This window comes from Bradyrhizobium sp. 179 (assembly GCF_023073535.1).
Lineage (GTDB): Bacteria > Pseudomonadota > Alphaproteobacteria > Rhizobiales > Xanthobacteraceae > Bradyrhizobium.
This window is the reverse complement of record NZ_JADPJR010000149.1, coordinates 25,491-39,402: the sequence shown is the minus strand read 5'-3', so window position 1 is coordinate 39,402 and position 13,912 is coordinate 25,491. Positions and strand designations below refer to the sequence as shown.

At 64.4% G+C, this 13,912-nt stretch carries 14 protein-coding genes; 9 read left to right on the top strand and 5 right to left on the bottom strand.

Going from position 1 to position 13,912, the window contains the following annotated elements; all coding sequences use genetic code 11:
- Window positions 1–202: 202 nt before the first annotated feature.
- Both IVB12_RS34305 and IVB12_RS34300 read left to right on the top strand, forming a co-directional pair.
- On the top strand, window positions 203–379 hold the full coding sequence (locus tag IVB12_RS34305) for a hypothetical protein (RefSeq protein WP_247278565.1): 177 nt from the start codon (window positions 203–205) through the stop codon (window positions 377–379).
- An 80-nt stretch (window positions 380–459) separates the two neighbouring features.
- Window positions 460–1,920, top strand: coding sequence for a carboxylesterase family protein (locus IVB12_RS34300; RefSeq protein WP_247306432.1), 1,461 nt, complete (start codon window positions 460–462; stop codon window positions 1,918–1,920).
- 20 nt (window positions 1,921–1,940) lie between these two features.
- Here IVB12_RS34300 and IVB12_RS34295 read toward each other — a convergent pair whose 3' ends face one another.
- Entirely contained in the window at window positions 1,941–2,120 is a 180-nt protein-coding gene (locus IVB12_RS34295; RefSeq protein WP_247306430.1) for a hypothetical protein, read from the bottom strand.
- 155 nt (window positions 2,121–2,275) lie between these two features.
- On the opposite strand from IVB12_RS34295, the gene IVB12_RS34290 reads away from it, so the two are divergent.
- Entirely contained in the window at window positions 2,276–3,073 is a 798-nt protein-coding gene (locus IVB12_RS34290) for a class III extradiol ring-cleavage dioxygenase (RefSeq protein ID WP_247306427.1), read from the top strand.
- Between the two features lie 32 nt (window positions 3,074–3,105).
- On the opposite strand, the gene IVB12_RS34285 is transcribed toward IVB12_RS34290, so the two are convergent.
- From IVB12_RS34285 to glgC, 3 genes are read right to left on the bottom strand one after another with little or no spacing between them, the layout of a single operon-like run.
- Entirely contained in the window at window positions 3,106–3,366 is a 261-nt protein-coding gene (locus tag IVB12_RS34285; protein WP_247306424.1) for a SemiSWEET transporter, read from the bottom strand.
- A gap of 31 nt (window positions 3,367–3,397) precedes the next feature.
- Window positions 3,398–4,852, bottom strand: coding sequence for a glycogen synthase GlgA (gene glgA, locus IVB12_RS34280; protein WP_247306421.1), 1,455 nt, complete (start codon window positions 4,850–4,852; stop codon window positions 3,398–3,400).
- Complete coding sequence (gene glgC / locus IVB12_RS34275) at window positions 4,849–6,111, bottom strand: glucose-1-phosphate adenylyltransferase (RefSeq protein ID WP_247306418.1); 1,263 nt, start codon at window positions 6,109–6,111, stop codon at window positions 4,849–4,851. Before glgC ends, glgA begins: the two co-directional genes overlap by 4 nt.
- Window positions 6,112–6,473: 362 nt before the next feature.
- On the opposite strand from glgC, the gene IVB12_RS34270 reads away from it, so the two are divergent.
- A complete protein-coding gene (locus IVB12_RS34270; protein ID WP_247306415.1) occupies window positions 6,474–6,914 on the top strand; it encodes a hypothetical protein in 441 nt (146 codons plus the stop codon).
- A gap of 125 nt (window positions 6,915–7,039) precedes the next feature.
- Here IVB12_RS34270 and IVB12_RS34265 read toward each other — a convergent pair whose 3' ends face one another.
- Window positions 7,040–8,020 (bottom strand): ABC transporter substrate-binding protein, encoded by a 981-nt coding sequence (locus IVB12_RS34265; protein WP_247306412.1) that lies wholly within the window; start codon window positions 8,018–8,020, stop codon window positions 7,040–7,042.
- A gap of 475 nt (window positions 8,021–8,495) precedes the next feature.
- On the opposite strand from IVB12_RS34265, the gene IVB12_RS34260 reads away from it, so the two are divergent.
- The 5 genes from IVB12_RS34260 to IVB12_RS34240 are packed head-to-tail and all read left to right on the top strand — an operon-like array spanning window position 8,496 to window position 13,678.
- Window positions 8,496–9,599: an ABC transporter substrate-binding protein gene (locus IVB12_RS34260; RefSeq protein ID WP_247306410.1), complete on the top strand. Its 1,104-nt coding sequence runs from the start codon at window positions 8,496–8,498 to the stop codon at window positions 9,597–9,599.
- Window positions 9,577–10,599, top strand: a complete 1,023-nt coding sequence (locus IVB12_RS34255; RefSeq protein WP_247306409.1) for an ABC transporter permease subunit — start codon at window positions 9,577–9,579, stop codon at window positions 10,597–10,599. Before IVB12_RS34260 ends, IVB12_RS34255 begins: the two co-directional genes overlap by 23 nt.
- On the top strand, window positions 10,593–11,384 hold the full coding sequence (locus tag IVB12_RS34250; protein ID WP_247306407.1) for an ABC transporter ATP-binding protein: 792 nt from the start codon (window positions 10,593–10,595) through the stop codon (window positions 11,382–11,384). Before IVB12_RS34255 ends, IVB12_RS34250 begins: the two co-directional genes overlap by 7 nt.
- Window positions 11,378–12,550: an acyl-CoA dehydrogenase family protein gene (locus IVB12_RS34245; RefSeq protein WP_247306405.1), complete on the top strand. Its 1,173-nt coding sequence runs from the start codon at window positions 11,378–11,380 to the stop codon at window positions 12,548–12,550. Before IVB12_RS34250 ends, IVB12_RS34245 begins: the two co-directional genes overlap by 7 nt.
- A 27-nt stretch (window positions 12,551–12,577) precedes the next feature.
- A complete protein-coding gene (locus tag IVB12_RS34240) occupies window positions 12,578–13,678 on the top strand; it encodes an LLM class flavin-dependent oxidoreductase (protein WP_247306403.1) in 1,101 nt (366 codons plus the stop codon).
- Window positions 13,679–13,912: the final 234 nt, after the last annotated feature.

The window sequence follows — 13,912 nt, the reverse complement described above, 5'->3', positions numbered from 1 at the left end:
CATCAGGACAAGTGCAATCTTCGGTAGTCGTTTGCGGCGTCATCGTGGCCACGCGAAGCTTGTGACGATACACGCATCGCGATGCACAATCGCCGGGATTGTCCGGGCTAATCAGACTACATCCTTCTGTGTATGCTTGCGCTTACTAGCCACGCGTACCCAGGGCGTCATGACAGAGTTGAGTGAGCGAACCAAAGCGAACATGGACGTCGTCCTGGAGGAGACGTGCCGCCAACTGCCGCATGGCGGCGATCACGACAGCCGCAGGTTCATCGCCGAGCGCCTGATCGAGGCGGCGCAGTCGGGACATTCCACGCTTGGCGAGCTCGGCATCGTCGCCCGCCGCGCGCTGGCGGAGCTCCTGGCCAAGGGGAGTTAGACGCGGCGAGAGACTTGCCTCGCTGACGGTCAGGGACATAACCTGCCGGGAACCCTTTCTCGCATCGAGATATCTAGAAGATGCGGTCCTTGCTCGCGCTTGTTGCGACTTCCGCGGTTCTGGGCTGCGCCGGCCTGGCCCTGGCCCAGCCGGTCGGACAGTTTCCGTTCGCGCTGACGCGCGAAGGACAGATGCTTGGCGCCGTCGAAGGTGAGGTGGCCTCCTTCAAGGGGCTTGCCTACGCGGCGCCGCCGGTCGGTCCGCTGCGCTGGCGCCCACCGCAGCCGACGGCCGAGAGCTCGGACATGCGCACCGCCTACGACTACGGCGCGCCTTGTCTTCAACCGTCGCTGCCTGGCGCGAGCGAGGATTGCCTCACGCTGAACGTGTTTCGTCCCTTCGGAGTCGATGGTCCGCTACCGGTGATGATGTTCATCCATGGCGGCGCCTTCGTCACGGGGACCGCGAACGATCCGCTGTTCGACGGCGCCAGGCTGGCGCAGGCCGGCCTCATCGTCGTCACCGTGAATTATCGCCTCGGTGTGCTCGGCTGGCTTACGCATCCCGCGCTGTCGGAAAGCGGCTCCGGCAATTACGGTCTGATGGACCAGATCGCGGCGTTGCATTGGGTGCACGACAATATCGCGGCGTTCGGCGGCGATCCAGACAACGTCACCCTGTTCGGCAACGGCGCAGGCGCGACGTCGATCGCGCTGCTGATGCTGTGCCGGCAGACGCGCGGGTTATTCCACAAAGCCATTCTGCAATCGATCCCCGGTCGTGCGCGCCTTCGCTCGGCGCAAGAGGCGGAGGCTGTCGGTCGCCAGTTCGTCGCCGCGCTAGGAGAGCGGACGGACTTGCGCGCAGTTGGGCCGAGCCGCTTGCTTGCCGTCGCAAAACAGCTGCTGGACAAATCGCCGCGCAGCTTTGCGCCGATGCTGGATAGAAGCCTGGTGACTGAGGACGTCGCCGCGGGCTTTGCAGCGGGACACCAAAGCCGCATTCCCCTGATCATCGGCTCGAACGACGACGAGACGGGTTTCGACAGCGAACTCAGTGTGGAGGAGGAGCTGGCGTCAGCAGGCGTCACAAGCGATGACCTGCGCAGCCTTTATCCGGATCTTGCGAGGTCATCGGATCGCGCCGCAAGATTCTTCACCGACAAGGACTTCTCCGAGCCGGTGAGGCTGCTTGCGCGCCTGCATGCCGCAAGCGGCGCGCTGACCTTCCGCTATCGCTTTGGCTATGTGCCTGAAGCGCAGCGCGCAAATCCTGATCATGGGCATGGACGCGAGTTGCAGTTCATCTTCGGTGTCGAAGGCGTGCCCGGTGCAGGAATCTTCTCGCGAGCAGATCGCGAGGTCGCGAGCCGCATCCGCGGCTATTGGATCAATTTTGCGAAAAGCGGCGATCCCAATGGCTCCGGTTTGCCCCATTGGGACGCGGCCGCAGACCGTGATCGGCTGCTGCTGATCGCGGACGATCGTATCGCGAGCGGAGACGACCCCCTTCGCGGAGCGTCTCGATCGGATCGCAGGTGAGGGCAGGAAATGAGTGGGATTTATGCCGCGAGCTCGACGCGCGGCGCCGGGCTCAGTCGGTCTTCCTCCAGATAGTCCATCGCGCCGTCCTTCTCGATGGCATAGAACTGCTGGCCGTCCCGCGACTTGTAGGCGGCGCGGACGACGCCGCGGCGACCCTTGTCACTGTTGACGACGTCCCCCAGCGCAAACTTCCTCATCTCACGTCTCACTTGTCTTCAGGCCGACTGCTTCGGCCACGGCGGGATTTTGGAAGGCAAATCGTTAACGGCTTGCTAACCATCCCGGTTTGCCTATGCTCGGCGCGAACTGCGCGGGCAGCTCGCACGCGCCTGTTGCCAGCGAGACGAGCCTGATGACGCGATTTCCAACCCTGTTCCTGTCGCATGGTGGTGGCCCCTGGCCGTTCATGGAGGACGGACGGGTGCAATATGCGAAGACCGCCGCGGAGTTCGGCCGATTACCGCAAGTATTGCCGAAAAGGCCGAAGGCTGTGCTTGTCATCACTGGCCATTGGGAGGCCGACGCCTTCACCGTGTCGACCTCGGCGCATCCGCCGATGGTGTACGACTATTACGGTTTCCCCGAGCATACCTATCACCTTAAATATCCGGCGCCGGGCCAGCCCGAGCTCGCAGCCGAAGTGAAGGCGCTGGTGACGCGCGCCGGGCTCGATTGCCGCGAGGATCCCGATCAGGGCTTTGACCACGGCACTTTCGTGCCGCTCGGCCTGATGTATCCGAACGCCGACATGCCTATCGTGCTGCTGTCGCTGAAGTCGAGCTACGATCCGGCCGAGCATATCAGGCTCGGGCAGGCGATCTCATCGCTGCGCGACGACGGCGTCCTGATCGTCGGCAGCGGGCTGACCTATCACAACATGCGCGGCTTCAATCGACCGGAGTCCAAGCCGGTCTCGTACGACTTCGAGGCCTATTTGAACGAGGCCATCAGCAATCCGGATGCGACACGGCGCAACGCCATGCTCGTCGACTGGGAGAACGCGCCCAGCGCGCGCCTCGCGCATCCGCGCGAGGACCATCTGTTGCCGCTGATGGTCGCCGCCGGCGCCGCCGGCAGCGACATTGGCCGCCGCGTCTTCGTCGACGAGGTCGCGGGCGTGGCAATGGCGTCTTATGTGTTTGGTGGGTGATCTTCCTTCTCCGATAAGGGAGAGAGTCATCCTCACCCGTATTTCAGCTTCATGAACAGGATGCCGCCGGCGAGCACCATGGTGATGGCGTTAGCGGCGACCAGTGGGCCGTCGCCGGAGAGCAGGCCGTAGAGGAGCCAGAGCACAAGGCCCAGCACCATGACCAGGAACATGCCGAGCGAGATGTCGCGCGCCGAGCGCGTCTTCCAGACCTTGATGAACTGCGGCGCATAGGCGACGGTGGTGCAGGTGGCGGCGGCAAAGCCGAGCAGCTTGATCGCGAAGGGGTCCATCCCGGCTCTATAGCATGGATTCGGCCATGCCTCACGCGCGGGCCGCCATGAGGTCGCGGTAGAGCGCGGCATAGTCGCCGGCGCGGTTGCGCCAGGAGACGTCGGTCGCAAGGCCGCTCAATTGCAGCCGGCGCCAGGTCAGCTTGTCGTGGAAGACGGTGTTGGCCTTGCGCAGCGTGCCGGCGAGGGCGTCCGCCGTCACGGGGCTGAACTTGAAACCGGTGGCATCGTGGCCGGATGCGTCGGCCTCGCTGATGTCGACGATGGTATCCTCGAGCCCGCCGACGCGCGACACGATCGGGACGGCGCCATAGCGCAGCGCGCAGAGTTGGGTCAAGCCGCACGGCTCGAAGCGCGACGGCACGATCAGCGCGTCCGAGCCGGCCTGGATCAGATGCGCCAGGATCTCGTCATAGCCGATCACGACTCCGATCTGGCCGGGATTGGCGCGTGCGGCGGCCTGGTAGCCGTCCTGCAGATCGCGATCGCCGCTGCCGAGCAGCGCGAGCTGCATGCCTTCACCCAGTATGGTTGGAATGGCCTCGAGCAGGAGATCGAGTCCCTTCTGCCAGGACAGGCGGCTGATGACGCCGAGCAACGGCGCCTCGTCGGAGGAATCGAGATTGAACTGCTGCTGAAGCGCCGCCTTGTTCGCGGCCCGGAACGTCAGGTCTTCCGCGCCGAAGCGGTAGGCGATGTGCGGATCGGTTTGCGGATTCCACACCGAGATGTCGATGCCGTTGAGAATGCCGCTGAGCACGCTCGCGCGTGCGCGAAGCAGACCGCCGAATCCCATGCCGCCTTCGTCGCTCTGGATCTCCCGCGCGTAGGTCGGCGACACCGTGGTGATGCGATCGGCAAATTGCAGGCCCGCCTTCAAAAAGCTGATGCAGCCGAAATATTCGATTTCGTTGACGTTCAAGGAGTGCCAGGGCAGGCCGATCGCGCCAATCAGCTCGGGAGCAAACTTGCCCTGATAGGCCATGTTGTGAATGGTCATCACGGTGCCGGGCCGCGGTCGGTTGTCATAATGCAGATAGGCCGGCACAAGCCCCGCCTGCCAGTCATGGGCGTGCATGATGTCGGGCACGAAAGCCGGAACCAGGCCGTGGCCGATATCGGCGGCGACGCGCGAGAGCGCGGCGAAGCGCACGCCGTTGTCCGGCCAGTCGACGCCTTCGCTGGTCACGTAGGGATTTCCCGGCCGCGCATAGAGATGCGGCACGTCGAGCACGAACAGATCGAGGCCGTCGTGCGAGGCTGCGAGCAGGCGTCCAGGCCCGCCGAAATAATCCGGCCAGCGCCGGATTTCCTCCGCTCCGGCGAGCAGCCGCGTCACGTCGGGATAGCCGGGCATCAGGGTGCGCATCTCGACGCCATGCGCCTTCAGCGCAACCGGCAGCGCGCCGGCGACATCGGCGAGGCCGCCGGTCTTGACGATGGGGTAGACTTCAGAAGCGACCGCGAGGACGCGAACAGGCGTCATTTATTGAGCCCATCGATCATCGGCTGGGTGATCAGCGAGATGCCCTGCTCGGTGGTGCGGAAGCGCTTGGCGTCAAACTCGGTATCCTCGCCGACGACGAGGCCCTCGGGGATTTCGACGCCGCGGTCGATCACGACGTTCTTCAAGCGAGCCCCGCGCCCAACATTCACGTAGGGCATGATCACGGCATTCTCGACATTGGCATAGGAGTTGATGCGGACACCGGTGAACAGCAGCGAGCGGCGCAGCGAGGCGCCGGAGATGATGCAGCCGCCCGAGACGAGCGAGCTCACGGCCTGGCCGCGCCGGCTCTCCTCGTCGTGGACGAATTTGGCCGGCGGTGTGATCTCGGCATAGGACCAGATCGGCCAGGCGCGGTCGAACAGGTCGAGCTCCGGTACGACATCGGTGAGATCGATATTGGCGGACCAATAGGCGTCGACGGTGCCCACGTCACGCCAATAGGCGCCGTTGTGGCTGCTGGAGCGCACGCAGGAGGTCGAGAATTGGTGCGCGAACGCGCGGCCGTTCTTGACGAGGTATGGAATGATGTCCTTGCCGAAATCGTGGTTCGAGTCCGGGTCCTCGGCGTCGCGCCTGAGCTGATCAAACAGGAATTTCGCATTGAACACGTAGATGCCCATGCTGGCCAGCGAGACGTCCGGCTTGCCGGGCATCGGCGGCGGGTCTTTCGGCTTCTCCAGGAAGGACTGGATCCAGCCCTTCTCGTCGATATGCATGATGCCGAAGCCCGATGATTCCGTGCGCGGCATCTCGAGGCAGCCTACCGTGACATCGGCGCCGCTCTCGACATGCTCGCGCAGCATCACCTCGTAGTCCATCTTGTAGATGTGGTCGCCGGCCAGCACGACGATGAAGCGGCAGGCGTGAGATTCGATGATGTCGATGTTCTGGTAGACCGCGTCCGCCGTGCCGACATACCACATGTTCTCGGAGACGCGCTGGCTCGCCGGGAGAATGTCAAAACTCTCATTGCGCTCGGGGCGGAAGAAGTTCCAGCCCATCTGAAGGTGCCGGATCAGGCTGTGCGCCTTGTATTGGGTGGCGACCGCGATGCGGCGGATGCCGGAGTTCACCGCGTTCGACAGCGCGAAGTCGATGATGCGGGACTTGCCGCCAAAATAGACCGCCGGCTTGGCGCGCCGGTCGGTCAGCTCCAAAAGCCGGCTGCCGCGTCCGCCAGCGAGGACGAACGCCAGCGCCTGGCGGGCAAGCGGTTCACTACCGACGGCACTCATGTCATCCTCCCGCGCTCTGGCGCTTGCCGAGGCCTTTTGTCGCGAGAAGCCCCGCGGTCCCGCGCCCATTGGAACCGATAGTAACGGTACGAATAGTAAATCGGGAAGTAGGTTGTTAGTTGCGAGCGCGGGAAGCTTAATGCTTTGCCCTGATGCCGTTCTTGGCCACCGAACTCCGGCGTCGCGCCGGTGTCACATGGCGACCGAGCAGGCGCGCTGGCCCGCCAGCGGCCGTCTCGCAGCGAGACGTGAAGGGCACTTGTGCGCCGCACGCAAATTCGAGGCTTTGACTAGGCGCAAGGATGTTCGATCATGGCGATGCGATCCATTTCCAAGCGAAACGTCAGACAGGGAGTAAGACGATGAGGATCTGGAAAACGGCAATTGCCTGTTCGCTGGCCGGCGTGGTCATGGCCGGCCAAATCGAGCAGGCCGCGGCGGGTCCGATGCCGACCAACGTCGCGACCATGAAGGCTGCCGTCGGCGATGATGTCACGCAGGTGCATTGGCGCGGCGGCGGCTGGGGATGGGGTCTCGGCGGCCTCGCGGCCGGTGCGATCATCGGCGGCGCCATCGCCGCCAGCACCGCGCCTTACGCCTATGGCTACTATGGCGGCCCGTACTACGGCGGCTATGGCTACCCGGGGTACGGCTATGGTTATGCCCCGGCTTATTACGGCTATGGGCCCGCCTACGCTTATCCGCGATACTATCGGCCGTATCGTCCGTACTACGGCTATCGTTACGGCTACTACCGGCCGTATCGGGTCTTTCACCGGCCTTACTATCGTGGATATTGGTAACGTTTTGCGCGGCTAGAGCGCGAGCCACACGATCATGCTCATGCTGGCCAATTGCATGAGCACGATCGCGGCGAGATGCAGCGGGCCGGCCTCGAGGCGAAGCCTGCGCATCCCGCCGGGTCCAATTAGTTCGATCCTGCGGCCGCAGCCGTGAAGCTGCGGTCGACGGCTTTGCCGACGTCGAGCTTTTTCGGCAGGATGCCATAGCGCGTCGAGCGATCGGAGGCTTCCTGCACCTCCTTCACGACGTTCTCGTCGATCACGATCGGGCTGGTGCGCTGCGCGGTGTAGGCCGAGAGCAGCACGTCTTCCGGCAGCTTGGTTAGCTCGGCCGTGTTCTTGGCATAGTCGGAAAGGTGATCAAGCGACCATAGCCGCGCCTTGTTCAGCCGCTGCACAAGATCCTGCACCGCCGCGCGCTTGATGGCGATGGCGTTGTCGGAAGCGACGATGAAGGTGATGGTTGGCGTCAGGCCTTCTCCGTCGGCGATCACGCGGGCTTTGTCCTTCAGCGTCGCGAACGAGACGTAGGGTTCCCACACCGCCCATGCATCGATCGAGCCGGCGAGCAGCGCGATCTTGGCGTCGACCGGTCCGAGCGGCGCGAAGGTCGCATCCTCCAGCTTGATCTGCGCCTTCTCCAGCGTCGCGCCGATCAGAAACTGGCCCCAGCCGCCGCGCGTGCCGGCGAGCCGTTTGCCCCTGAGGTCGGCGGCCGACTTGATCGGCGAATCCTGGCGCACCAGGATGGCCTGCGTCTTCGGGTCTGACCTCGTCCCGCCGATCGCTTTGATCGGCGCGCCGGCCGCATAGACCGACAGGAACGAGAGATCGCCGGTATAGCCAACGTCGAGCGCACCGGCGTTGAGCGCTTCCAGGATCGGCGCGGCCGCGGGGAACTCCGACCACTCGATTCTGTAGGGCAGGTCTTTCGTGTAACCGGAGATTTCGAGCAGCGACCGGTTGCCGCCTTTCTGGTCGCCGACGCGCAGCACGACGGTGTCGGCCGCGAACGATGCGGCGGCTGTCGACAAGGTGAGGGCGGCGGCAAGCAGCGATGCCGCGAGACGGCGGGTGATGGGATGATGATGGGAGTTGATGCGCATGTGGCCTGTCTTGTTGGTTTGCTCACGACGCGTGAGCGAGCGATGCAGCAAGATGATGAAGTCTATGACCGCGCGCTGCGCAGTCAATGAAATGGCTATCCGTATTGCAGAGGCGGCAGGCAAGGACGTTTTAGCAAAGTGATGCTTTCGAGAAAGTGCGGTGTGCGCGGCCGAAATTGCGTAGGAAAGAAGCAGGGAGCGGGAAGCCCGGCGCTCTGCCAAACGATGCAGCGGTGAAAATCCTTTCATCGTTCGCGAGGGTGGCGATGGAGAGAATGACTTCGCTTCGCCAAACATTCGAAATTCCATTTCATTGACGATGCGGCGACTGCGCCGCATCATTTGCGCATCGCATCAACGCGGCGCGTGAAGCGCCGGCGAAAAGATTTTCTCTCAAACGCAGCTCCGTACGGAACATGCGCAACGCGAGCCGTTGCGCATGTAGCGGAGCCGTGCCAGCGCAGGAGTGGGACCGATGAGCAACGACGACAAGCGCGGTGGATCGAGGCTGGACCGGCGCCATCTGCTCCAGGCGGGGCTTGCGGCAGCCTTCGCTGCGCCGTTCGGCGCCCTTGGTGCGGCACACGCGTTTGCGCCGCGCGGGTTCGCGCCCGGCGTCGACTTCTCGGAATTTCCATTGTGCCAGACGGCATCGAATGCACCTGCGCTCACTGGCGCTCCGCGCAAGCTGAAACTGTCGTGGAATGCCGGCGCGGTCTGCCTCGCGCCCGTGCCGGTCGCCATCGAGCACGGCTTCTTCCAGAAGCACAATCTCGACGTCGAGCTCGTCAACTATTCCGGCTCGACCGATCAGTTGCTCGAGGCGATCGCGACCGGAAAGAGCGACGCCGGCCTCGGCATGGCGCTGCGCTGGCTGAAGCCGCTGGAGCAGGGGTTTGACGTCAAGATCGCCGCCGGCACCCACGGCGGCTGCATGCGGGTGCTGTCGCGCAGCGATTCCGGCGTCGCGAAGCTCGCCGATCTCAAGGGCAAGATCGTCGCGGTCGGCGACCTCGCCGGCCCCGACAAGAATTTCTTCTCGATCCAGCTCGCCAAGCTCGGCATCGATCCGATCAAAGACGTCGATTGGCGCGCCTATCCCGGCAATTTGCTCAACGTCGCCGTGGAGAAGGGCGAGGTGCAGGCCTTCCTGTCCTCCGATCCGCTCGCCTATCTCTGGCTCAAGGATACACAGTACAAGGAAGTCGCTTCCAATCTCGATGGCGAGTATCGCGAAAAGAGCTGCTGCATTCTCGGCTTGCGCGGCAGCCTGGTGCGCGAGGAGCCGCAGATCGCCCGGGCCATCACGCAAGCGCTGCTCGATGCTGCGATGTTTACCGCGCAGCATGCGACGATTGCCGCACAATCGTTGCGGCCCTACGCACCGAAGGCGGCCACGCTCGCCGACATCGAGGGCATGGTGCGCTACCACACCCACCACCATCATCCGGTCGGTGACGTGCTCAAGCGCGAGCTCAAGGCCTACGCCGATGATCTGAAGAGCGTGCAGGTCTTCAAGCCGAGCACCGACACGGCCAAATTCGCGGAGCGCATCTATGTCGACGTATTCGCTGTCTGACGGCCTCGCCTCCGGCGCGCCACGCCTCTCTCGCGCGCCACTGCTTGCGAATTGGGTCCGGGAGACCGGCGTCGGCGTGCTCGCAAGCATCGCCTGGATCGGCTTTGGCCTGTCCTGCCTGTGGTGGCAGGATGTCGGCGACTGGTCGCGCACGCATTCGATCGGCATTGCAGCCTTCATCGTCGCTGCGGTCGCCCTGTTCGGAACGGTGGGTGCCGATTATCTCGGCTCGGCAGGCCGCGGCTTGCGCAAGCGCGCGCCCTGGCTGGTGGCGCTCGGCGCGTTCCTGACCTTGTGGGAGGTCGCGACGGCAAAATTCGCTTGGCTGCCGCTGCCGTTCTTTCCGCCGCCGCAATCGATCGTCGAGGTCTATACCGATGATCTGCCAAAGCTGCTCGACAGTGTCTTTGCCTCCGTAAAACTCCAGCTCGGCGGTTATCTGGTCGGCGCCACGATCGGCTTTCTGACCGGCGTCTCGATCGGCTGGTCGCGCGCAGTCGGTTATTGGGTGCATCCGGTGCTGCGCTTCATCGGTCCGTTGCCGGCGACCGCGTGGCTGCCGATTGCCTTCTTCACGTTCCCGTCGAGCTGGAGCGCCTCGACCTTCCTGATCGCGCTGGCGACCGGCTTTCCGGTCACCGTCTTGACCTGGTCCGGCGTCGCCAGCGTCAGCAACGCCTATTACGACGTCGCGCGGACCTTGGGGGCCAGGCCGTCCTTCCTGGTGCTGAAGGTCGCGATTCCGGCGGCACTGCCGCACGTGTTCGTCGGGCTCTTCATGGGGCTCGGCTCGTCCTTCGCGGTGCTCGTCGTTGCCGAGATGATCGGTGTGAAGGCGGGGCTCGGCTGGTACCTGCAATGGGCGCAGGGCTGGGCCGCCTATGCCAACATGTATGCGGCACTGATCGTGATGTCGCTGCTCTGCTCTGGCGCGATCACGCTGCTGTTTTCGATCCGCGACCGCCTGCTGGTCTGGCAGAAGGGGACTGTAAAATGGTAGCTCTGGCTCAAGCGATCGCGCGTCCGGCTGCCGGCGCCGCGCTCGATATCGAGCAGGTCAGCCATGCCTTCGACATCGACGGCGCCGAGCTGCCCGTCCTCAGCGACGTCAGTATCTCCGTCGAGCCCGGCGAGTTTGTCGCGCTGCTCGGTCCCTCCGGTTGCGGCAAGTCGACCTTGCTGCGGCTCGTCGCCGGCCTCGATAAGCCGAGGTCCGGAACGCTGCGCGAGGACGAGAGCCGCATCATCAGTCCACATCCCTCACGCGTGGTCGTGTTCCAGGATCCGACCCTGTTTCCCTGGCGGTCGGTCTGGGACAACGTCGCCCTGGGCCTCGAGGCCCAGGGCATTTTGAAGAGCCAGCGCCACCGCGTCGACGATGCTCTCGACCTCGTCGGGCTGTCGTCTTTCCGCAACGCTTATCCGCACCAGCTCTCCGGCGGCATGGCGCAGCGCGTCGCGTTGGCGCGAGCGCTAGTCAACGATCCCAAGATCTTGGTTCTCGACGAGCCATTGGGAAAACTCGACTCTCTGACCCGCATCACCATGCAGGCCGAGCTTGTCTCGCTGTGGCAGCGCAAGGGCTTTACCACGCTGCTGGTGACGCACGATGCGGAGGAAGCCTTGGTGCTCGCCAACCGCGTCATCGTCTTCAGTGACCGCCCGGCACGGGTCAAGGCCGACATCCGTGTCGACCGGCGCTATCCGCGCCACCGCGGCGATCCCTATCTGGCCGATCTGCGCCGCCAGATTCTCGGTCTGCTGGGGTTGGATGCGACATGGTGACTCCCGCAGCCAAAGGGCGCACAGCCCCCACCCAGCCCGATTACATCGCGCGTGCTGAAGACCTGGCAGCAGGTTTTGCCGCACGCGCGGCCGAGCATGACCGCAATGGCAGCTTCCCTTTCCAGAATTTTCGCGAGCTCTCCGAAGCGGGCCTGTTGTCGCTCACGGTTCCTGCGGCTCATGGTGGGGCCGGCGCCGGCGCACGATACGCCGCGCGCGTGATCGGCATCATCGGCAAGGCCGATCCGTCGACGGCGCTGGTGCTGTCAATGCATTACATCAATCATCTCGTCATGTCGCGGAGCCCGACCTGGCCGGCGCGGCTGTCACGCAACCTTGCGCGCGAAAGCGTCGAGGGCCTGGCGCTGATCAACGCGCTGCGCGTCGAGCCGGAGCTCGGCTCGCCCGCGCGCGGCGGTCTGCCGGCGACGATCGCGCGGCGCACCGAAACCGGTTGGCGCCTGTCCGGTCACAAGATCTATGCGACGGGATCGCCGATCCTGAAATGGTACCTGGTCTGGGCCCGGACCGACGAGGCGGAGCCGCGGGTCGGGCAATTCCTGGTGCCGGCGGGCCTGCCGGGCACGCGCATCGTCGAGACCTGGGACCACCACGGCCTTCGTGCCAGCGGCAGCCATGACGTCATCTTCGATGACGTCGTGATCCCGCTCGACGCCGAGGTCGATGTCCGCAAGCCGGCGGATTGGCGCACGCCCGACGTGACGCAGGCGACCATCCATACGGTATTCGTTGCCGCGATCTATGACGGCGTCGCCCGCGCCGCGCGCGACTGGCTGATCACGTTCCTGAAGCAGCGCGTTCCCGCCGGCCTCGGCGCGCCGCTGGCGAGCTTGCCGCGGGCGCAGGAGATTGTCGGTGCCATCGAGGCGCGGCTCGCGGTCAATGCACGGCTGATCGAATCATTTGCGCGTGATTTCGATGATGGCGTCCAGCTCTCGGCGAGCGAGTCCAACGTCATCAAGCTCACCGTCACCAACAATGCCGTCGCGGCGGTCGAGGATGCGCTGTCGCTCTCCGGCAATCACGGCCTCAGTTGCACCAATCCGCTGGAGCGCCACTATCGCGACGTGCTGTGCGGGCGCGTGCACACACCGCAGGACGATTCCACGCGCAGCGGTCTCGGCCGCGCCGCATTGGGCCTCTAGCTTTCAGAAAAAATCAGGGAGACGGTCATGTCGATCGAATTCATCGGCTTCATCAGCAACAACCATTCGTCCGAGACCATCGTCCGCGAAGGGCCGGTGCTCAATCCGACCCACATCGAGACGGTGGCGAAAGCGCATGAGAATGCCGGCTTCGATCGTGCGCTGCTGGCGTTTCATTCGACCTCGCCCGATGCGCTCCAGGTCGCGCAGCACGTCCTCGGCATCACCGATCGCCTGAACGTCTTGATCGCGCAGCGGCCCGGCTTCACCGCCCCGACGCTGCTGGCGCGGCAGTTCGCGGCGCTCGACCAATTCTCGCGCGGCCGCGTCGCGATCCACGTCATCACCGGGGGCAATGCCAGCGAGCTCCGGCAGGACGGCAACACGCTCGACGACAAGGACGAGCGCTACGCTCGCACTTCCGAATTCCTCGACGTCCTCAAGCTGGAATGGACCAGCGACAGGCCGTTCACCTACAGGGGCAAGTACTACCAGGTCGAGAACGCCTTTTCGCAAGTTAAGCCGTATCGCCCGGAAGGCATCCGCGTCTATTTCGGCGGTGCTTCCGATGCGGCGATCGACGTTGCCGGCAAGCACGCCGACACATTCGCGCTGTGGGGTGAATCCTATGCGCAGGTACGCGACGTCACTTCTCGCGTCCACAACGCGGCGGTCCGGCACGGGCGGCCGACCCCGCGTTTCAGCCTGTCAGTGCGGCCGATCATCGCGCCGACGGAGAAGCAGGCCTGGGAGAAGGCGGAGAACATTCTGGCGCGCGCGACCGCGCTTCAGGACAAGACCGGCTACCGCAAGCCCGCCGACGGCCACGCCACGGCCGGCGCGCGGCGCCTGCTCGCGCTCGCCGACCAGGGCAGCCGCATCGACAAGCGGCTCTGGACCGAGATCGCGAAGCTCACCGGCGCCAACAGCAACACCACCGCGCTGGTCGGTACGCCCGAGCAGGTCGCGGAAGCCTTTGGCGACTATTACGACCTCGGTATCAGCCATTTCCTGATACGCGGCTTCGATCCGCTGATTGATGCCATCGAATATGGCCGCGAGCTGATCCCGCTGACGCGTGAACTGATTGCGAAGCATCAGGCTGTCCGCGGCGCGGCCGCGGAATGATCCGTCTCACGTGTCCGGTGCGCTGCTAGAGTAGGATACACTCTTGTTCCGGACACGGCCGCGTCCGAGGCACGAGATCTCACGCATTGCTCAAGCGTCCGTGAGATGAGAATGCGCCCTTCTACGCGAAAGCCGCTCTCGAAACGTTCCTTCTGCATTTCGCGTCCCCGACAACATCCCCATTGCTATTTGCGCCCGCTCCCTTGCGCTACGCCACTTCCCGCCGAGATGCTT